The sequence below is a fragment of the Flavobacterium tructae genome (assembly GCF_001853485.1).
Lineage (GTDB): Bacteria > Bacteroidota > Bacteroidia > Flavobacteriales > Flavobacteriaceae > Flavobacterium > Flavobacterium tructae.
This window is the reverse complement of record NZ_MIKE01000011.1, coordinates 715,297-734,737: the sequence shown is the minus strand read 5'-3', so window position 1 is coordinate 734,737 and position 19,441 is coordinate 715,297. Positions and strand designations below refer to the sequence as shown.

The window sequence follows — 19,441 nt, the reverse complement described above, 5'->3', positions numbered from 1 at the left end:
TTAAAGCGTAGAATAATTCCTATAATTGCATAATTTTTCAAATCTTTAAACATTTAAAAATATGAAATATTTGTTTTTACCAGCGGCTATTTTAGTAACAACGTTTGGTTATAGTCAAAATAAGATCGAATCTAGTGGAAATGTTGGAATAGGTACATTATCACCAAGTACAGCACTTCATGTAAATGGGGGTGATATTTCAGTTACCGGAGCAAATCAAAAAATTGGTTTTAACACAATAGATAATTTTACAAGTGGAATAGGTACTGTAGCTCACTATGGAATGTCTTATGTAAAAGATGCATTAAACATACCAATGTTGTCTTCTTCAGGTTATTTTGGAATGAATTTTTTTACTTCAGGTACTGAACGAATGAGAATTGATACTAACGGAAATGTCGGAATTGGAACCACAAACCCAAATGCAAAACTCCAGATAAATGGTGATATTTCGAGTGTAGGGGCTAATCAAAAAATTGGTTTTAGCACAGCAGATAACTTTGCAAGTGGAAATGGGACAATAGCTCATTATGGAATGTCTATTTCAAAAAATGTTGCGAATGAGCCAATAGTTTCACATTCCGGTTACTTTGGAATTAATTTTTTCACTGATGGTTTAGAGAGAATTAAAATTAGGATTGATGGTAATGTAGGTATAGGTTCAATCAATCCCGATGAAAAACTTACGGTAAAAGGTAAAATCCATGCTGAAGAGGTGAGGGTGGATTTACGGGTGCCTGCAGATTATGTTTTTCAAAAGTACTACACAGGTAAATCGGATTTAAAATCTGATTATGTGATGCCAACTTTAGCTGAGGTAGAAAAATTCACAAAAGAGAATAATCACTTACCAAGTGTCCCTTCCGCTCAGGAAATAAAAGAAAAAGGACTGCAGGTGGGAGAAATGAGCAGCGCACTTTTGCAGAAAATAGAAGAATTAACACTTTACATTATAGAACAAAATAAAAGGATTGAAATACTTGAAGCAAAGCTAGACAAGAAGTAATTGCTTTTAAATGTTTTTATTTGTGATATTCTAAAGAGCTGCCTAATTATTTTTTAGGCAGTTTTTTTATAGAATAGTTTTTATAATTTTCAAATCAGTTACATTTGCGAGGTATAAATAATTACTATGAAAAGAATACTTATTACAGGAGCAGCCGGATTTCTGGGATCGCATTTGTGTGATCGTTTTATCAAAGAGGGATACTATGTTATCGGAATGGATAATTTGATTACCGGAGATCTTAAAAACATAGAGCATTTATTCAAATTAGAACATTTCGAATTTTATCATCACGATATCACCAAGTTTGTGCACATTCCAGGTGATTTAGATTATATTTTACATTTTGCTTCACCCGCAAGTCCTATAGATTATTTAAAAATTCCGATTCAGACCTTAAAAGTAGGATCTCTGGGAACACATAATTTATTGGGATTAGCCCGTGTGAAAAAAGCGAGAATTTTAATTGCATCAACATCCGAAGTTTACGGAGATCCTCTGGTTCATCCGCAAACCGAAGAGTACTACGGAAACGTAAACACTATTGGTCCACGCGGGGTTTATGATGAAGCCAAACGCTTTCAGGAATCGATTACCATGGCTTATCATACTTTTCATGGGGTAGAAACCAGAATCGTGCGTATTTTTAATACTTATGGTCCAAGAATGCGTCTGAACGACGGGCGCGTAATTCCGGCCTTTATCGGACAGGCATTACGCGGGGAAGATTTAACCATTTTTGGAGACGGAATGCAAACGCGATCTTTCTGTTATGTAGACGATCAGGTCGAAGGTATTTTCAGACTATTACATTCAGATTATGTATATCCGGTAAATATTGGAAATCCGGATGAGATTACGATTAAGGATTTTGCAGAAGAGATCATTAAATTAACAGGAACCAATCAAAAGGTAGTCTACCATCCATTACCTATAAATGATCCGTTACAACGCCAGCCAGACACCACAAAAGCGAAAGAGTTGTTGGGTTGGGAAGCAAAAGTAAGCCGCTCTGAAGGAATGAAAATTACATATGACTATTTCAGATCACTTTCAAAAGAAGAGCTTTCAAAAGAAGAACACAAAGATTTTTCGAACTATATCAAATAAGAAAATTTAAACGGGCAATTATTTCCAGAATAATTGCCCGTTTTTTATTAAGTTACTTAAAAAGCATTCTTTTCGATGAGTTCCTTCATTTGCTGGTCCAGATTAAAATGACTTTTGGCGTGAAGCAAAATAGTCTTTTTCATCTTCTGTATTTCTACTTTACCTAATGTCGATATTGTTCCTAAAGTTGTATTTAATTGTTGGAAATCTTCAACGGGAACTACCCAACCAAGGTTATTCTCTTCTACAATATTTTCTCCTTCGCCTCCTCCATAGTAAAGTATTGGAAATCCTAAAGCACTATATTCAAATATTTTGGACGGAACAGAGCCGTAAATCCTTGTCTTGAGCGGAACAAGGGCAATATCTAAATTTTTCAAAGTTTCATGCAAAACATTTCGTTCTAACATTCCGTGAGAAACAATTTTTTTAGTTGGATTTTGGTTGAGGTAATTCACAATCTGAGTTTTCTCGGCACCATCACCAAAAATATGCAGTTCGATGTTGCCATTTTCTAAATTCAATTGCTGAATAAGTTCAAAAACTCCTTGCGCAACGCCTAATAGTCCGGCATAGAATAGTTTAATAGGTTCGCTGGAATTGTTTTTTTCTTCGAGGAAACCTTCCACAAAATGATCCGGATAATTACGATATAGAAAACAATTTTTTTCGGGAAAGATGGAATGAATATGGGTAATGATTTCATTAGATTGCCCAAAAATATGCGTTGCTTTTTGGTAAATAAAACGTTCAATAAAAAGCAAAATTTGGTGTGAAATACTGTTTTTCTTTAATACCTGCAATTCGATAGCGGCAGTTGGCCAAAGATCTGAAACATTCAAAAGGATTTTTTTACCCTTAATCCAAAGTACAAAAACTGAAACAAACGAAAGTAATAGTGGCGGTGATTGTACAATTATTTTTTTAGGTGTTTTGGAAAATAATAAATAAAAAAACAAAGTACTTGAAAATGATAGTGTCGAGACAATTCGTTTAAAGATATTCGAACTATTACTCGGATAGATCCAGAGACGTTTTAAGGTAATATTCTGGATTTTTTCGGTAACAGAAAACCGGCCTTTGTATTCCGGAAATAATTCGCCTTTTGGATAATTTGGAAGCGGAGAAATTACCGAAACTTCATAACCATTTTGATTCAATTTTAAAGCCAGTTGTTCTATTCTATTGGCCGCAGCACCTTTTTCGGGTGGATAATAGTTTGATATGATTAGAATATCCTTCATTATTTTTTAGCCAGTAAAATTGAAACAATTCGTTCCGATGCTTTTCCATCCCATAAATCCGGGACACCACTTTTCTTGGGACCATTTTTTAAAAATGAACCGTATACTTTTTGTAAATTTTCTAATGACGTTCCAACAATAGTATTTGAACCAATAGTTTCCGTTTCAGGACGCTCAGTGTTATTTCGCATGGTAAAACAAGGAATTCCCATTACGGTCGTTTCCTCAGAAATACCACCGCTATCAGTGATAACGGCAAAGCTGTTTTGTATTAAATACATGAAATTCAGGTAGCTTTGTGGAGCAACAAAGAGGATATTTTTAAACTGAGTTGAGCTTTCGCTTAAGATAGCCTGTGTTCTGGGATGAATTGGAAACAATATTTTTTTGTCTTGAGCTAAATCATCAATTCCATGTAGTAAAGCAATAAGAGAAGAAAGTTCGTCTACATTTCCAGGACGATGTAAGGTTAGAACAATGTAGTTTTTTTCACTAAGCTGATGTTCTTCCCAAAAATCCGGAGCCGAAATTCTATTGATGTTCTGATATAAAGTATCGATCATAACATTTCCTACGAAATGCACATTTTCAGGATTTGATCCTAGTTTTAATAAATTTTCTGAAGCGGATGTGGAGGTCGTAAAAAAGTAATCCGTAATGCTGTCTGTCAGCATTCTGTTGATTTCTTCCGGCATTGTTAAATCTCCGGAACGAATTCCCGCTTCAACGTGTGCTACTTTTGTATGACATTTTTTAGCCACTATCGAACAAGCCATCGTCGAGTTTACGTCGCCAACAACCAAAACTAAATCACAAGGGTTTTGAATAAGTTCTTTTTCGAAAGCAATCATAATTGCAGCCGTTTGTTCGGCCTGAGAACCGCTTTTTACTTCCAGATTTACATTTGGTTTTGGAATATTTAATTCTTCAAAAAAGGTATCACTTAAGTTTTTATCGTAATGCTGTCCCGTGTGAACCAAACGAAAGGAAACATCAAAGCCTTCATTTTGCTTGTCTTTTATAGCATTAATAAGGGGAGCTATTTTTATAAAATTAGGTCTTGCACCTGCGATTAGGGTGATTTTCATGGGACTATTTGATTCTTTCTAAAAACATTCTTTTGGCAAAAGTAAAGTTTAAATTGGAATTTAATCAAAATGAAATAATTTCTTAAATATTGGACTATGAATTTGTTTATTTTTTATAACCAATTTTGACTCTTTCATTTCCGTTTTCTTTTTTCTCGGTTAGTTCATCTAAATAAGAAAAAACCAATTCGATATTTTTATCATGATTTTCTAACTTCTTTTGAATCTGAAGAATATCCACTTTAATTTCAGTTGTATCCAGAAGCATTTGTCTCACTTTGGTGAAAATGCGCATGATCTGAATATTGGTTTGAATGGCTTTGTCGCTTTTTAGAACGCTTGATAACATTAAGATTCCATGTTCAGTAAATGCAAAAGGTAATATTCGGGTTCCTCCCCAACTTGAGGTCACAATTTGTGACCTCAAGTTATTAAATTCACTTTGTGATAATTCAAACATGAAATCTTCGGGAAATCTCAATAAGTTTCTTTTAACAGCTTGTTTTAGAACCTTGGTTTCAATTCCATAAAGTAAAGCCAAATCACGATCAAGCATTACTTTTTGATTGCGGATATAATATATTTTGTTAGAAATAGTTTCTTCAGAAAGTAAAGATTGATCTTCCATAAGTTTTCATTAAAAAAACAAATGTAGGATTTTATTTATATTAAAGGTAAGATTTAAATTGTTTTAACTTTCCACTTTTACTTCTGTCTAAAACTGTTTTTCGGGTAAAGCTGAAAGTTAAATTCGGTTCTAAATATACCGTAATTGCCTTTTCAATTTTTTGAATTTGAGTTATATTTAATTCAATATCACTAACATATTCAATTTCAAAAGTATTTAATTGTGTTTGTTTGATGGTAAATTCTTTAACGTTTCCATCGTCTTCAATAATACTTTTAGTAACATAATAAAAGGTTAAACCCGGTGCTTTTTTGCCGCTTGGTAAGACAGCAATATCATTGGTCCTTCCAACAAGTTTTTTTAGAATGGGTTTCTGCGGAGTACTTTTTTCATCCAAAATTCCGATATCACCAATATCATATCTGATAAAGGGATGTGCCTTATTGAACAGAGATGTAATCACAATTCGGCCTTCTTTCCCATAAGGAAGAACCTGATTGTTTTCATCCAGAATTTCCACAAAAAGTGTTTCGGAATTGACCTGCCATTCACCTTTTAAGTTTTCAAAAGCAATCAAATCGAGTTCTGAAGCGCCGTATTCATTAATAATCGGAATATTAAATTGCTTTTCTAAGAGTTTTTTGTCGGATTCAAAAAGCATTTCCGAAGTAACAAAACAAGCTTTTAAAGAGGGACAAACTTCTTTTAAGATAAGATTTTTTTGCTCTAAATACTTAGCAAATAAAACAATCGAACTCGTGTAACCGTTGATATAATCGAATTTTTTAGTTTTGAATTTTTGCAGAAATTTTTCGAGAACGCCATCAGATAAATCGAAAACCGGAAATCGGAAACGATGCGTCAAAAAATCTTTAATTCGTTCTTTATGATATCCGGCAAAATTCATCGGAATACCATAGAATCGAGCCTGATACGAGCGATTAAAATTGATATTGTACCAGCCAAAACGCATAAAAATCGAAGTCCAGGTCAGGGCATGGCAATGCCTATCTTTGGCAAAAACAAAAGGAGTTCCACTAGATCCTGAAGTTTTGTTGAGGTACACATTTTTTAAGGTGTAGCCTTTTGAAAGCCTTTCTTTTAGTGGTTTTTGTAAATTTTGTTTGTTTAAGATGGGTAAATTTTCCCATTCCAATTTTGTATTATCTCCAGCCAATTCCTGATAGAAAGAATTGTTTTCCAAATGAAAAGCTACGATTTCTTCTTTTCTGTTTTGAAGAAAATGTGCATACTGTTCTTCCGATAAATTTCTGATTTCATCCAATTGTGTTTTGGCTTTCTTAATTGGAAAACCATTTAATTGAAGCGAAATATCGAAAAGAGAAATCATTTGAGGAGCTAATTTTCGTCAAAAATAATATTATCAAATTACTAACAGAGAACAAACAACAACTTTTTAAGATTTAATTATTTTTTACGTGTAAAAGCAATTATTTTTGCACCACAACTAAATACAACTACACCATGACAATTTTACTATTGGGATCGGGCGGAAGAGAACATGCTTTTGCCTGGAAAATGACTCAGAGTCCGCTTTGCGAAAAACTTTTTGTTGCACCTGGAAATGCTGGAACGTCGGCAATTGCTACAAATGTTGCAATGTCTCCAACAGATTTTGATGCAATCAAAGCATTTGTAATTCAGGAGAATGTAAAAATGGTAGTCGTAGGCCCGGAAGATCCTTTGGTTAAAGGGATTTACGATTATTTTAAAAACGACGAGAGCTTACAACATATTCCGGTTATTGGGCCATCAAAATTAGGAGCTCAGTTAGAAGGAAGTAAAGAGTTTGCCAAAGAGTTTTTAATGAAACATAATATTCCAACTGCCGCTTACGATAGTTTTACGGCTGAAACGGTAGAGAACGGATGTGCTTTTTTGGAAACATTACAACCTCCATACGTTTTAAAAGCCGATGGTTTGGCTGCAGGAAAAGGAGTTTTGATTATTCAGGATTTAGAAGAAGCTAAAACAGAATTGAGAAACATGTTGGTTCACGAAAAATTCGGAGCAGCGAGTTCAAAAGTGGTAATCGAAGAATTTTTGGACGGAATTGAATTAAGCTGTTTTGTTTTGACTGATGGGAAAAGCTATAAAATCCTTCCAACAGCAAAAGATTACAAACGTATTGGTGAAGGCGATACAGGTTTAAATACAGGTGGGATGGGAGCTGTTTCTCCGGTTCCTTATGTTGACGCTGTTTTGATGGAAAAAATTGAAACACGTATTGTAAAACCAACTATCGAAGGATTTCAAAAGGATGGAATTGAATATAAAGGATTCGTATTTATTGGTTTGATCAATGTAAAAAATGAACCAATAGTAATTGAGTACAACGTAAGAATGGGAGATCCTGAGACTGAAGTTGTAGTACCGAGATTAGAATCTGATTTAGTAGAATTGTTTCTTTCGGTAGCCAATCAAAAATTAGATACATTCGAATTAAAAGTTGATCCAAGAAGTGCAACTACCATTATGGTGGTTTCCGGTGGATATCCTGAAGAATTTGAAAAAGGAAAAGTAATTACCGGTTTAGAAAATATTGAAGATTCTATTGTTTTTCATGCAGGTACAAAATTAGAAAACGATAGTATCGTGAGTAATGGAGGACGTGTATTAACGGTAACTTCTTATGGAGACGATTTCCAACAGGCCATAAAAAAATCTTACCAAAACATAGATAAACTAAGCTTTGATAAGATGTATTTTAGAAAAGATATCGGCTTCGACTTACTTTAAAAAAGAGTGAGCCGTAGTATCTTGGTTTTCTGTTCCGGCATCATCAAAAATGCGTAATTGTTTAATCCAATAAACGATTGCGCATGAACAGATGATCATGAAAATCCAGTTGATAGTATTAGCACCAAACCATGTAACAAGTTCCAAACGACGTAAAAAATCAAGTGGTGCGAATAAAATGTTAACGAATAAGTACTGTATTCCTTCAAAAAAAGCTGTCATAATTTTATAAAATTATATGTTATTTATTGTTGTGTAACGCATTGAAACCAGAAGTCTGCTCGCAGAATCTTTTTTCAACTTGTTGGTTTTCCTTTTTAAACAAGTATTATATTTACAATCACAAAAGTATAAAATATCCTTATGATAACAAGTGTTTTTAAAAAATCTACACCATTAAATTATTCATTGGTCGTAATTTTAATACTGGTTTTCTTTTTTCTGTTTCAAATTCAGGAACCTTCCTGGATAACATCTTATTTTTTGGCATTCCAAAAAGTGAGCTTACTGTGCTTTATTTTGGCCTCATTTTTCCTGATAAATTTTATCGTAAAAAAGAACGGACTCAGTAAAGACAATGGTTACGCGATATTTTTTTACTTATTGTTTCTTTTGTTTTTCCCCACAATATTTAACAATGCCAATGTAATATATGGTAACTTTTTCATACTATTGGCACTTCGAAGATTGATTTCTCTGCAGTCGTTGAAAGCTTCTAAGGAAAAAATATTTGATGCATCATTTTGGATTTTAATAGCCTCTTTATTTCAATTTTGGTGTATTCTTTTCCTGATTTTAGTTTTTATCTCGATAGTTTTCCATGTTTCCAGAGATTATAGAAATTGGATTTTACCTTTTATAGCACTTGTAGCAGTGTCCATAATCTTTTTATTGGTCTCTTTAATTTTCCATATCGACATCACAGATTTTTTTCAGAAACGTGCTGTAATCGATTTTAACATTGATTATTTCAAGAGCAATTATGAAAATGGAGCACTTTCAATCTATGTGGCCGTAGCCTTATTTTTTGTAGTTTCGATGCTGACTACATTGTCAAATCGACCACAAATAGTGCATTCTTCATACAAAAAAGTAGTAGCTTGTTTCTTTATTGCAGCCTTTGTTTATATTCTATCGCCGGATAAAAGTAACGATTTACTCTTTTTTAGTGTTGCGCCCTTGACTATTATGGCAGCAAGTCATGTAGAGTATATGCAACAAAAGCTCAATAATGAAATTGTTTTTTATGTGTTGATTTTGTGTAGTTTATTTACATTTTTCTCTCAATTATAATTTACTTCCGTAAGCAAGATCTCCGGCATCGCCAAGACCTGGAACGATGTAATTTTTTTCATTTAGTTTTTCATCTAAAGAAGCGACCCATAAATGACAGTTTTCCGGAAGATTTTCTTCCAGAAAAGCAACACCTTCCGGTGCAGCAATAACTACAACTATATGAATCTCTTTTGGAGTTGCATTTTGAATTAGTTTTTCGTGAACAGCAACGATAGACTGACCCGTTGCCAACATTGGATCAAGAAGTAAAACAGTTTTGTCGTTTATGTTTGAAACAGCCTGGTATTCAACCCGAATTTCGAATTCGGCATCGTTATTTGGATGGTATCGGCAAGCCGAAACAAAACTATTCTCGGCATGGTCAAAGTAATTTAGAAAACCATTATGCAACGGTAAACCGGCTCTTAAAATGGAACATAAGACTAAATCACTCTCTATTTCAGTTGTATTTTTAATGCCAAGCGGAGTTTGAATTTCAACATTTTTATAAGCCAGATCCTTGCTCAGTTCATAAGCCATAATTTCGCCAATTCGTTCAATATTTCTTCGGAAACGCATGCTGTCGTTCTGAACATTAACATTTCTGATTTGGCCTAAAAAGTGATTTAATACGCTATTATTTTTGGAGATATAATGAATTTTCATACTGAATTTTTAGAATTATGGATAGATTGTAGTGCAATAACGAAAAATTAATCGTTTTCTTCACACCATAAAAGTATAAAAAGTATCTTTGTGACTCTAATAAATAAAGACATGTTTTCAAAATTAGCATATTCTGTTTTCGAACAAAGCATTAAAGATTATCATCAATTTGATAATGTTGATCAACCTATAAACAATCCTTACCCAAAGGATAAATTTGAACATTTATTGTATTTGAAAAACTGGATTGACACTGTTCAATGGCATTTTGAGGATATCATTCGTGATCCGCAAATTGATCCGGTAGCGGCTTTGACTCTAAAAAGAAGAATCGATGCTTCAAACCAGGAGCGTACAGATATGGTGGAATATATCGACAGCTACTTTTTACAAAAATACAGTGAAGTAAAAGTAAAAGACGGGGCAAAAATCAATTCTGAAAGTCCGGCTTGGGCTTTTGACCGATTGTCTATTTTAGCTTTAAAAATTTATCACATGCATGAGGAGGCAACGCGTGTTGAAGCTTCACAGGAGCACAGAGATAAATGTCAGGAGAAATTAAATGTACTTTTAGAACAAAGAAGCGATTTATCAACTGCAATCGATGATTTATTGACTGACATTGAAAATGGAGATAAATTCATGAAAGTGTACAAACAAATGAAAATGTACAATGACGATGAATTGAATCCTGTTTTATATCAAAACAAAAAATAATTTGGCAGAGTTGTCCAATACAATAAAGCATATAGCCGTCATGAGACTATCCGCAATGGGAGATGTCGCCATGACGGTTCCTGTTTTACGAGCTTTTGTAAAGCAGTATCCAACGGTTAAAATCACCGTAATTTCACGACCGTTTTTTAAGCCATTTTTTGAAGGAATCCCAAATCTTGAGTTTTTTGCTTTTGATGAAAAGCAACGTCACAAAGGATTTGCAGGGCTACTTAGATTATACAGTGATGTAAAAAAACTCAAAATCGATGCTTTTGCAGACCTTCATAATGTTCTGAGATCCAAAATTGTAAGCCTTCTTTTTGCTTTAAGCGGAAAAAAAAGAGCCACAGTGGATAAAGGACGAGAAGGTAAAAAAGAATTAACTCGTGCCGAGAATAAAATTTTTGCACAATTGCCAACCATGTTTGAAAGGCATGCAAAAGTATTTGAAAAACTTGGTTTTCCTTTAGACCTATCAAATCCTGAATTCCCGAAAAAAGCAAAATTAAGCTCAGATATTTTAGAAATCATTGGCGATCAAAACCAAAAATTAATTGGGATTGCACCTTTCGCACAATACAATTCTAAAGTATATCCACAAGATTTAATGCAGGAAGTAATTGCAAAATTGGCGGAGAATAAAACGTATATCATTTTACTTTTTGGTGGAGGAAAGAAAGAAATTGAAATCCTGGATTCGTTTTCACAATCCTTTGAAAATGTAGTTAATGTGGCTGGAAAAATTAAATTTCAACAGGAACTACAGCTCATTAGTAATTTAGACGTTATGCTTTCTATGGATTCCGGAAATGCTCATATTGCAGCAATGCTGGGAGTAAAAGTCATTACACTTTGGGGTGCTACACATCCGTATGCTGGATTTTTACCATTCGGACAAACAATGGAAAATGCTTTGGTTTCAGACAGAAATCAATATCCAAAATTACCAACATCTGTTTATGGAAACAAAATCGTTGAAGGTTACGAAGACGCTATGAGATCGATTTCACCCAAAGACATCGTCACGAAGATTCAGTTAAGCATATAATCCGTTTAAATCATAGAGAAAGTATCCAACTGTTTTCTTTTTGTTTTTATTAGCAACGATTACAACAAAATGATTTTCTTTTTCTGTAGACAATAAAATGTGCTCAAAATCTTCCGTTGAATTTCTGTAGATTTTGTGCACCAATTGTGACTCTTTAATTTTGTTCGATAGTATTTTAGCAGCTTTTAATTTGCTTATGTAGGGCCAGATATTAAAAGTATTCTTCTCAGAAACATTTATTTCAGTCATTTTACCAATCATTGTGGCACTATATTTTTCTTTGGTAAGTAACTTGGGACCTTTTTTATTTTGTTGTTTCTTAATGATAAAGTAGATACAAAAAAGAGCTGTTATTACAAAAATTGCTATAAAGGATAAACGAAGTAAGTGATGTATTGTCATAATATTTAAGATTTAAACTGTTGACAAATTTGATTTAGCGCTACAAATCTAGAGAAGAACACATGAGATTGTGATTGCTATAATTTTACCTCTAATATAATAAAAATTCAGCAATATTTTATCGAAAAAATGCTTTTATTATAATTGCAATTAGAGCCAAATTTTCTCATCCCGGCATCTGCTATAAATATAACTTTTTAGATTCGAAATCGTGGCTTGATAATTTGGTGCTTCATAACCAAATCGTTCGTGTTCCATTTGTTCTTTTTCGACAGCATCACAGCCTTTTATAACTTCTTTAAGCATATCCAGCATGGCGAGTTCTTTGTTGTTTGTCTTCTGAAATTTAAATTCTATAAGTTCATCCTGAAGTTCTTCACAATATTCTACAAGTTTTTCAACTTCAGGTTCATCCAGAAGATATTCTTTATTTTTAAAAATTTCTTGTACAGATTTCATAGCATAATTTTTAAGTTCCAAATTCAAATTTTACAAAGGTTGCTAATAATTATAAAACAAAAAAAATTCCAAATCCCAATTGTAAGTTTGGGATTTGGAATTTGAATATTTTGAAATTTTAACGATTAAACATCATCATAATCTACATAAATAGACTCTGAAGTAGGATGTGCCTGGCAGGTTAAAATTAAACCATCAGCGATTTCGCTATCCGTTAAAATCGAGTTTTTAGTCATTTCAGCACTTCCGGAAGTTACACGAGCCAGACAGCTGCTGCAAATTCCACCCTGACAAGAGTATGGAGCGTCGATTCCTTGTTTTAAAGCGGCATCAAGGATGGTTTGTTTTTGAGACATTTCGAATGAAACTTCGTCATCATCAACCAAAACCGTAATTTTTGTATGTCCTTCTAATGAAGTATTGATTTTATTTTCCTGAGTAGAAGAAGTAAAAAGTTCAAATTTAATTGCAGATTCTTTTACATTCTTTTCCTTTAAAATTCCCGAAACCGTATCGATCATTTCTTCAGGACCACACAAGAAAAATTTGTCAAATTGTAATTCTTTGTGTTTGTTGTTCAAAACAAAATTTACTGCCGATTTATCAATTCTTCCAAACAAAGCATTTTCAGCCTTAGCCTGACTAAAAACATAATGGATGAAAAAACGACCTACATACTGTAATTGTAAATCATGTAATTCCTGGTAAAAAATTGTATCTTCAGGAGTTTTGTTTCCATAAACCAATACAAATGAACTTTTTGGCTCACTTTTTAAAACCGATTTAATAATAGAAAGTACCGGAGTAATTCCGCTTCCGGCCACAAAAGCCGCATAGTTTTTTTGTCTTTCAGCATCTGGTTCAAAAGTAAATTTCCCTTCCGGATGACCTACTTCAAGAACATCTCCAGCCTTAAGTCTCGTATTGGCAAATTGAGAAAATAAACCATTTTTTACTGCTTTTACAGCAATGCGTAATTCGTTGCTTTCCGGTGCAGAACAAATAGAATAAGCACGACGAATCTCTTGGTTATCAAGAGTTAGTTTTAAATTTATGTATTGTCCGGCTATAAATTTATAGTCCGATTTTAGTTCTTCAGGAACATTAAAAAGTACAGAAACAGCATCGGCAGTTTCGCGTTTTACCTCTTTAATTATTAGTTTTAAGAATGAAGGCATGATTGTATTTTTTATGCAAAAGTAGCAAACGACAGTTAATTGACAGGCACTAAACGATTATTTTTAACTTTTTTTGTAACGTTTTCTTACATTTGATCACATACTAGAAAACTCAAAACAAATAACCATGATTAAAAAGTTTATTTATCTGGAATGGAAAGCCTTTGTTAGATCTGCATCATTCGGCACAAGCGTCGTGATGAAAGTTTTATTAGGTTTTTTAATGGTCTATTTTTCCTTGCTTTTTGTCGGAGCCGGAATAGGGGCATTCTATATTTTAAAAAAAATGAAACTGGAGCCTCTGGTGACAATCAACCAATTTTTGATTTACTATTTTCTTTTCGATCTGGTGATTCGTTTATTGATGCAGGCAATTCCGGTTTTGAATATTAAACCATTATTAATTCTACCCTTCAAAAAACCGACCATTGTTCATTTTTCATTAGGCAAAACAGCATTGTCTTTTTTCAATTGGGTTCATGCACTGTTTTTTATTCCTTTTTCAATAGTGTTAGTTTTAGAAGGTTATGATCTTTTGGGAGTTATCTTCTGGTTTTTAGCAGCATTCTCCTTAATTTATATCAACAATTTTTTGAATATTATTCTAAGTAATATCGACAAGTTGTTTGTTGTTTTTGTTGGAGCAATTATCGCTTTAGGAGCTGCACAGTATTATAAACTCTTTGATATTACCAGTTTTACAACCCCAATTTTCCAGGGTTTTTATGCGACAAAAGGATTGTTTTTGATTCCTGCTTTGATTCTGATAGGGCTCTATCTGTTTACTTTCAAATATTTCAAGAATAATTTGTTTTTAGATGCAGGACTTTCACAAAAAGAAGACATCGCTACTACTGAAAATCTTTCTTGGCTGAATCAATTCGGAACATTAGGAACCTTTCTTAAAAACGATATCAAATTGATTAAGAGAAACAAAAGATCAAAAACGACTCTGGTAATGAGTTTTATCTTTTTGTTTTACGGACTTATCTTTTTCGGAAACAAACAACAGCCCGAGGTGATGACCATTTTTGCAGGAATATTTGTTTCAGGTGGGTTCTTATTCGTCTTCGGACAATTTGTACCGAGCTGGGATAGTTCGTATTACCAATTAATGATGACCCAGAATATTCCGTATCGCGGTTACATAACGTCAAAATGGTGGCTGATTGTTATTGCTACTTTCATCTCTACAATACTGGCGTCTTTTTATCTTTTCTTTGGATGGCAAATTTATTTAACGGTTGTTGTTGGAGCAATTTACAATATAGGAGTCAATTCGCATCTGGTACTTTTGGGCGGTGCTTTTACAAAAACGCCAATTGATTTGAGTTCGGCGGGAGGTGCCTTTGGAGATAAAAAAGCGTTTAATGTTAATGCAATGCTGCTGACATTACCAAAGATATTAGTGCCTTTAGGACTTTACGGAATCGGATTGTATTTAGGAAACAAAACCATAGGATTAGCACTTGTAGCTGGGGCAGGAGTTTTAGGTTTTGCTTTTAAAGAAAAAGTATTTTCACTGATCGAAAAAAGATATAAAATAGAGAAGTACAGCACCATAAGCGCTTATAAGCAAAAAAACTAATTAGTTAATTAGAAAATGTGTCAATTATAAAATTGATATCATGTAGTTGTAAATCAATAAATTAACTATTAATTAAATCAACAATTAAACTTTCAAAAATGATACAAGTAAACCAACTTTCAAAAAAATACAACGGTACAACAGTTTTAAACATAAACAATCTTGAAATTCCAAAAGGGCAGAGCTTTGGACTAGTAGGAAATAACGGGGCGGGAAAAACCACTTTTTTCAGCTTGTTACTTGATTTGATTCAGCCTTCAACGGGAAATATAATAAACAACGATATTCAGGTGAATGCAAACGAGAACTGGAAATCTTTCACAGGATCTTTTCTCGATGAAAGTTTTTTGATTGGGTATTTAACTCCTGAGGAATATTTTTATTTTATTGGGGATTTACGCCACCAGAACAAAGCTGATATTGATGCTTTATTACAGCAGCATGAAGAGTTTTTTAACGGAGAAATCCTGAACAACAAAAAATATTTAAGAGATTTATCTAAGGGGAATCAGAAGAAAGTAGGTATAATTGCTACACTTATCGGAAATCCGGAAGTCGTTATTTTAGACGAACCTTTTGCAAATCTGGATCCGACAACGGTAAGCCGATTAAAAAAGATTATTAAAGATCTGGCAGATAATCCAAATGTTACCGTGCTGGTTTCCAGTCATGATTTGCAGCATACCGTAGAGGTTTGTGACCGAATAGTAGCCTTAAATAAAGGAGAAATTGTGAAGGACATTCAAACTTCAAAAGAAACCTTACAAGAACTGGAATTGTTTTTTGCAGTATAAGTTTCTATATTTCAAAAAGAAGCGTATTTTTACAAGTCAATATACTAAAAATCCTTTTTAGAAGTTAATTGATATAAACTCTTTTCTATTGAAAAAGAATACTCTTAAATATAGTTTTTTTATTGTTTTTTTATTCTTTTTGATAGCCTGTTCTACCAAGAAAAATAATTTTTTGGCGAGAAATTCCCATGCGCTAAGTACAAAATATAACATTCTGTACAATGGCGGAATTGGTCTTGACAAAGGATTAAAGGCTGTTCATGCGAATAATCAGGATAACTTCTGGAAAATGCTTCCGATCGAAAAGATGCAGTTTGATGAGAACTTTTCACAAGGAGATAAACCCAAAAATGCTGATTTTGAAAAGGCGGAGACCAAGGCCACAAAAGCGATTCAGAAGCACTCCATGAATATTGGAGGAAGAGAGCGAAATTCGCAAATCGACGAGGCTTATCTGATGCTTGGAAAAGCCAGATACTACGATCAGAGGTTTATTCCGGCTTTGGAGGCATTTAATTATATTTTGTACAAATACCCAAACAGCAGTAATATTTATACAGCGAAAATCTGGCGCGAGAAAACCAATATGCGTTTAGGTAATGATGCTATTGCGGTAAAAAATATCAATTTGCTCTTAAAAAATACAGATCTGAACAAGCAGACATTTTCAGATGCGAATGCTTTATTGGCAGAAGCTTATTTGAATTTGGAAAAAAAGGACAGTGCAGTTGCCAAACTTAAAATCGCCGAGGAGTTTACCAGAATAAATGAGGACCGCGCACGTTACCGTTTTATCTTAGGTCAGATGTATCAGGAAGCCGGAATAAGAGACAGCGCCTTTTATTACTATGACGGTGTAATTGACATGAACAGAAAAGCGGATCGAAAATACATGATGCATGCCTACGCAAAAAAGGCGCAAATGTTTGATTATAAAAATGGAGATCAGGATTTGTTTTTAGAAATGTACAATAAGTTAGTGGCAGATCGTGAAAACAGACCTTATCTGGATGTTTTATTTTATGAAATGGGAGTCTTCTTTGACAAAAATGACGAACAGCAGGATGCTTTGGTTTTCTACAACAAGTCATTGGGAAGAAAGTCAAAAGACCCTTATTTAATAGCGTCGACTTATAGAAATATTGGCGACATGTATTTTAAGAATACCAACTACACTATCGCTGCCAAATATTATGACAGTACGTTAGTAAAATTAGATCCTAAATCCAGAGAGTTTGCTTTTATTGAAAAAAACAGAAAAAATCTGGACAACGTTATCAAGTACGAAGCAATTGCAAAACGTAACGATAGCATCATAAAAGTATACGGTTTGTCTCCGACTGACAGAAAAAGTTATTTTAATGATTATATAGCTGTTCTCAAAGAAAAAGACGAGGAGAAACGAATCTTAGAAGAAAAAGAAAAGGAAAAACTGGCCAATATCGATCGTAACACAAATGCTAATGGAGGACCAACAGCGGTTAACCCTCAGTCAGTTGGAGCGGCTAATCCCGGAATAGGAGCATTTAATCCGCCGTCAGGAAATGAAACGGCAAGTACCAGTACCAGTACTTTTTATTTTTACAATCCTACCACAGTTGCTTACGGAAAATTACAGTTTAAGAAATTATGGGGTAATCGGGTTTTAGAAGGCAACTGGAGATTGGCCGCTGTGAAATCAGCCAATAATGCCGCATTAAATGATACGTTAAATAATAACGCTGCAAATGCACTTAAAGACACTATAGTTATTGAAAAATATACTACAGATTTCTACGAAAAACAGCTCCCTCAAACACAAGTTGCAATTGATAGTATTGGTGTAGAACGTAATTTTGCGTACTATCAATTAGGGCTTATCTACAAAGAAAAGTTTAAGGAATACAATCTGGCGAGTGACAAACTGGAACAATTACTAAAAAATAAGCCGGAGGAAAAATTGATTTTACCGGCGATGTATAATTTGTACAAAATATATCAAATTACAAATCCTGCACGCGCCGAAAGGATAAAATCAGATATTACAAACAATTATCCGACTTCACGATATGCTCAAATTTTAAACAATACCAATGCGGCCGATTTAGCATCACCGGATAAAGAGTACCAAAAATGGTATAAATTGTTTCAGGAGGAACAGTTTGATACCGTCTTAGATAATATTGACAATCTGATCAATCAATATTCAGGTGATGAAATTGTTTCAAAGTATGAATTGTTAAAAGCCAATACTTTAGGAAAAGTAAATGGTTTAACGGCATACAAAAAAGGCTTAGAATCAGTTGCCGATAATTATCCAAACAGTGATGAAGGAAAAAATGCTCGTGAGATTTTAGAAAAGCAAATACCGGCTTTAGAAAAACTTGATTTTACTTCTGTTGACAGTAAAAACTGGAAAATTGTATATGTAGTTGCTAATAATGACACTAAAACTCGTCAAAAGATTGAAGAAGCGATCAGAGTCTTTTTATTAGTTGAAAATTATGAGAGATTGACAACCTCTTTTGATAAATACAATAGAACCGAAAGTTTTGTGGTGATTCACGGTTTAAAATCAGAGGCATACGCCAGAGATATTTCAGGAGTTTTTAGAGACGATAAAAAGTACAAGATACCGAATCCCGCAATTATCATATCGAGTGATAATTATAAATTGGTTCAAATTAAGAAAAATCTCGATACCTACTTAGCCCCCAAAACACCATAATCATGTTTGATAAAGTAAAAAAAAACGGAACAGAACTTTTAGGAAAAACGAATCGAATAGTTGAAGGAACCTCTATTGTAGGAGACATCGTTGCTAAAGACGATTTTAGACTGGATGGAGAATTGATAGGAAATTTTACTTCACAAGGTAAATTGGTTATTGGAGCTTCCGGCGTTGTTAAAGGTGAAATAGTTTGTAATAATGCCGATATTGAAGGAGTATTTCAAGGAAAAATTAAAGTTTTAGAAGTCCTTAATATAAAAGCATCGGCACAGATTCATGGAGAAGTTGCCATAGGAAAACTGTCTATTGAACCAGGCGCAAATTTTACCGCTACCTGTACCATGTTAACTCATACTAAAGATGTAACCCTAAAAGATGGAAAAGGAACCGAACAAAAACAAAAGGAACAAGTGGCTTCCGCTCATTAATATTCCCGTTCAAATGGGGATCATTATTTTTTTATTTTCCTATTTTGGTACCTGGCTGGATGAAAATCATCCCAGTCCAAAATTAAATTACAACACCATCTTTGTCATGATTGGAGTTGGATTGGCTTTGTACAATGTAATTCGTCAGGTTAACGAAATCAATAAAACAAAGTAAATCATCTTTTAAACAGCTTGAAATAAATATTGCATCTTTGCAAAAAAAAATCAAATGCTTTTAAAAAATTACAAACCCATTCTATATTTATTCTTTTTTGCTTTGGCGGCTTACTTATTGCACAAAGCACTTTTTTCAGTTTTAGAAATTAATACCCAAAACTTT

20 protein-coding genes are annotated in these 19,441 nt (G+C 33.6%); 11 read left to right on the top strand and 9 right to left on the bottom strand.

Going from position 1 to position 19,441, the window contains the following annotated elements; translation table 11 throughout:
* Nucleotides 1–61 precede the first annotated feature (61 nt).
* Together BHE19_RS05205 and BHE19_RS05200 are read left to right on the top strand one after the other, a co-directional pair.
* Nucleotides 62–1,006, top strand: coding sequence for a hypothetical protein (locus BHE19_RS05205; protein ID WP_070906221.1), 945 nt, complete (start codon nt 62–64; stop codon nt 1,004–1,006).
* A 126-nt stretch (nt 1,007–1,132) separates the two neighbouring features.
* Nucleotides 1,133–2,116: a UDP-glucuronic acid decarboxylase family protein gene (locus BHE19_RS05200; RefSeq protein WP_042564890.1), complete on the top strand. Its 984-nt coding sequence runs from the start codon at nt 1,133–1,135 to the stop codon at nt 2,114–2,116.
* A gap of 56 nt (nt 2,117–2,172) precedes the next feature.
* Here the strand turns inward: BHE19_RS05200 and BHE19_RS05195 are convergent, their stop codons facing one another.
* The 4 genes from BHE19_RS05195 to BHE19_RS05180 all read right to left on the bottom strand — a co-directional run bounded on the left by BHE19_RS05195 (nt 2,173) and on the right by BHE19_RS05180 (nt 6,427).
* Nucleotides 2,173–3,360: a glycosyltransferase family 4 protein gene (locus BHE19_RS05195; RefSeq protein ID WP_070906220.1), complete on the bottom strand. Its 1,188-nt coding sequence runs from the start codon at nt 3,358–3,360 to the stop codon at nt 2,173–2,175.
* Nucleotides 3,360–4,448: a non-hydrolyzing UDP-N-acetylglucosamine 2-epimerase gene (gene wecB / locus BHE19_RS05190; protein ID WP_070906219.1), complete on the bottom strand. Its 1,089-nt coding sequence runs from the start codon at nt 4,446–4,448 to the stop codon at nt 3,360–3,362. Before wecB ends, BHE19_RS05195 begins: the two co-directional genes overlap by 1 nt.
* A 106-nt stretch (nt 4,449–4,554) precedes the next feature.
* The gene (locus tag BHE19_RS05185; protein ID WP_070906218.1) at nt 4,555–5,076 is read right to left on the bottom strand and encodes an ORF6N domain-containing protein; all 522 of its coding nucleotides are present in this window, start codon (nt 5,074–5,076) and stop codon (nt 4,555–4,557) included.
* Between the two features lie 40 nt (nt 5,077–5,116).
* A complete protein-coding gene (locus BHE19_RS05180; RefSeq protein ID WP_070906217.1) occupies nt 5,117–6,427 on the bottom strand; it encodes a phenylacetate--CoA ligase family protein in 1,311 nt (436 codons plus the stop codon).
* 134 nt (nt 6,428–6,561) lie between these two features.
* Between BHE19_RS05180 and purD the strand changes: the two genes are divergently transcribed.
* A complete protein-coding gene (purD, locus tag BHE19_RS05175; protein ID WP_017496854.1) occupies nt 6,562–7,836 on the top strand; it encodes a phosphoribosylamine--glycine ligase in 1,275 nt (424 codons plus the stop codon).
* Here the strand turns inward: purD and BHE19_RS05170 are convergent.
* Nucleotides 7,828–8,058 (bottom strand): DUF6341 family protein, encoded by a 231-nt coding sequence (locus BHE19_RS05170; protein ID WP_017496855.1) that lies wholly within the window; start codon nt 8,056–8,058, stop codon nt 7,828–7,830. The two genes, purD and BHE19_RS05170, sit on opposite strands and share 9 nt — an antisense overlap.
* A gap of 141 nt (nt 8,059–8,199) precedes the next feature.
* Between BHE19_RS05170 and BHE19_RS05165 the strand changes: the two genes are divergently transcribed.
* A complete protein-coding gene (locus BHE19_RS05165; RefSeq protein ID WP_070906216.1) occupies nt 8,200–9,129 on the top strand; it encodes a DUF6427 family protein in 930 nt (309 codons plus the stop codon).
* Here the strand turns inward: BHE19_RS05165 and upp are convergent.
* Nucleotides 9,124–9,777 carry a uracil phosphoribosyltransferase gene (gene upp / locus BHE19_RS05160; protein WP_017496857.1) on the bottom strand — a complete coding sequence of 218 codons (654 nt, stop codon included), beginning with the start codon at nt 9,775–9,777 and terminating at the stop codon, nt 9,124–9,126. The genes BHE19_RS05165 and upp overlap by 6 nt on opposite strands.
* Nucleotides 9,778–9,888: 111 nt before the next feature.
* Between upp and BHE19_RS05155 the strand changes: the two genes are divergently transcribed.
* Together BHE19_RS05155 and BHE19_RS05150 are read left to right on the top strand one after the other, a co-directional pair.
* Complete coding sequence (locus BHE19_RS05155) at nt 9,889–10,494, top strand: DUF4254 domain-containing protein (RefSeq protein WP_070906215.1); 606 nt, start codon at nt 9,889–9,891, stop codon at nt 10,492–10,494.
* 40 nt (nt 10,495–10,534) lie between these two features.
* Nucleotides 10,535–11,542 carry a glycosyltransferase family 9 protein gene (locus tag BHE19_RS05150; protein WP_070906214.1) on the top strand — a complete coding sequence of 336 codons (1,008 nt, stop codon included), beginning with the start codon at nt 10,535–10,537 and terminating at the stop codon, nt 11,540–11,542.
* On the opposite strand, the gene BHE19_RS05145 is transcribed toward BHE19_RS05150, so the two are convergent.
* The 3 genes from BHE19_RS05145 to BHE19_RS05135 form a co-directional block, all read right to left on the bottom strand.
* A complete protein-coding gene (locus tag BHE19_RS05145) occupies nt 11,531–11,944 on the bottom strand; it encodes a hypothetical protein (RefSeq protein WP_070906213.1) in 414 nt (137 codons plus the stop codon). The two genes, BHE19_RS05150 and BHE19_RS05145, sit on opposite strands and share 12 nt — an antisense overlap.
* A gap of 150 nt (nt 11,945–12,094) precedes the next feature.
* On the bottom strand, nt 12,095–12,403 hold the full coding sequence (locus tag BHE19_RS05140; protein WP_070906212.1) for a hypothetical protein: 309 nt from the start codon (nt 12,401–12,403) through the stop codon (nt 12,095–12,097).
* A gap of 125 nt (nt 12,404–12,528) precedes the next feature.
* Nucleotides 12,529–13,581 (bottom strand): ferredoxin--NADP reductase, encoded by a 1,053-nt coding sequence (locus tag BHE19_RS05135; protein ID WP_070906211.1) that lies wholly within the window; start codon nt 13,579–13,581, stop codon nt 12,529–12,531.
* A gap of 127 nt (nt 13,582–13,708) precedes the next feature.
* On the opposite strand from BHE19_RS05135, the gene BHE19_RS05130 reads away from it, so the two are divergent.
* The 5 genes from BHE19_RS05130 to BHE19_RS05110 all read left to right on the top strand — a co-directional run bounded on the left by BHE19_RS05130 (nt 13,709) and on the right by BHE19_RS05110 (nt 19,276).
* A complete protein-coding gene (locus tag BHE19_RS05130) occupies nt 13,709–15,169 on the top strand; it encodes a DUF5687 family protein (protein WP_070906210.1) in 1,461 nt (486 codons plus the stop codon).
* A 98-nt stretch (nt 15,170–15,267) separates the two neighbouring features.
* Entirely contained in the window at nt 15,268–15,963 is a 696-nt protein-coding gene (locus BHE19_RS05125; RefSeq protein ID WP_017496864.1) for an ABC transporter ATP-binding protein, read from the top strand.
* 88 nt (nt 15,964–16,051) lie between these two features.
* Entirely contained in the window at nt 16,052–18,670 is a 2,619-nt protein-coding gene (porW, locus tag BHE19_RS05120) for a type IX secretion system periplasmic lipoprotein PorW/SprE (protein WP_070906209.1), read from the top strand.
* Nucleotides 18,671–18,672: 2 nt separating this feature from the next.
* On the top strand, nt 18,673–19,101 hold the full coding sequence (locus BHE19_RS05115; protein ID WP_070906208.1) for a bactofilin family protein: 429 nt from the start codon (nt 18,673–18,675) through the stop codon (nt 19,099–19,101).
* Nucleotides 19,049–19,276, top strand: a complete 228-nt coding sequence (locus BHE19_RS05110; protein ID WP_070906207.1) for an AtpZ/AtpI family protein — start codon at nt 19,049–19,051, stop codon at nt 19,274–19,276. The genes BHE19_RS05115 and BHE19_RS05110 overlap by 53 nt, the downstream gene beginning before the upstream one ends.
* Nucleotides 19,277–19,441: the final 165 nt, after the last annotated feature.

Coding starts and splice junctions, on each gene's coding strand:
- BHE19_RS05200 (WP_042564890.1), top strand. CDS start 1,133: ATGAAAAGAATACTTATTACAGGAGCAGCCGGATTTCTGGGATCGCAT.
- wecB (WP_070906219.1), bottom strand. CDS start 4,448: ATGAAAATCACCCTAATCGCAGGTGCAAGACCTAATTTTATAAAAATA.
- BHE19_RS05195 (WP_070906220.1), bottom strand. CDS start 3,360: ATGAAGGATATTCTAATCATATCAAACTATTATCCACCCGAAAAAGGT.
- BHE19_RS05180 (WP_070906217.1), bottom strand. CDS start 6,427: ATGATTTCTCTTTTCGATATTTCGCTTCAATTAAATGGTTTTCCAATT.
- BHE19_RS05205 (WP_070906221.1), top strand. CDS start 62: ATGAAATATTTGTTTTTACCAGCGGCTATTTTAGTAACAACGTTTGGT.
- BHE19_RS05130 (WP_070906210.1), top strand. CDS start 13,709: ATGATTAAAAAGTTTATTTATCTGGAATGGAAAGCCTTTGTTAGATCT.
- BHE19_RS05125 (WP_017496864.1), top strand. CDS start 15,268: ATGATACAAGTAAACCAACTTTCAAAAAAATACAACGGTACAACAGTT.
- BHE19_RS05155 (WP_070906215.1), top strand. CDS start 9,889: ATGTTTTCAAAATTAGCATATTCTGTTTTCGAACAAAGCATTAAAGAT.
- BHE19_RS05115 (WP_070906208.1), top strand. CDS start 18,673: ATGTTTGATAAAGTAAAAAAAAACGGAACAGAACTTTTAGGAAAAACG.
- purD (WP_017496854.1), top strand. CDS start 6,562: ATGACAATTTTACTATTGGGATCGGGCGGAAGAGAACATGCTTTTGCC.
- BHE19_RS05140 (WP_070906212.1), bottom strand. CDS start 12,403: ATGAAATCTGTACAAGAAATTTTTAAAAATAAAGAATATCTTCTGGAT.
- BHE19_RS05110 (WP_070906207.1), top strand. CDS start 19,049: ATGGAAAAGGAACCGAACAAAAACAAAAGGAACAAGTGGCTTCCGCTC.
- BHE19_RS05185 (WP_070906218.1), bottom strand. CDS start 5,076: ATGGAAGATCAATCTTTACTTTCTGAAGAAACTATTTCTAACAAAATA.
- BHE19_RS05165 (WP_070906216.1), top strand. CDS start 8,200: ATGATAACAAGTGTTTTTAAAAAATCTACACCATTAAATTATTCATTG.
- upp (WP_017496857.1), bottom strand. CDS start 9,777: ATGAAAATTCATTATATCTCCAAAAATAATAGCGTATTAAATCACTTT.
- BHE19_RS05170 (WP_017496855.1), bottom strand. CDS start 8,058: ATGACAGCTTTTTTTGAAGGAATACAGTACTTATTCGTTAACATTTTA.
- BHE19_RS05145 (WP_070906213.1), bottom strand. CDS start 11,944: ATGACAATACATCACTTACTTCGTTTATCCTTTATAGCAATTTTTGTA.
- BHE19_RS05135 (WP_070906211.1), bottom strand. CDS start 13,581: ATGCCTTCATTCTTAAAACTAATAATTAAAGAGGTAAAACGCGAAACT.
- BHE19_RS05150 (WP_070906214.1), top strand. CDS start 10,535: ATGAGACTATCCGCAATGGGAGATGTCGCCATGACGGTTCCTGTTTTA.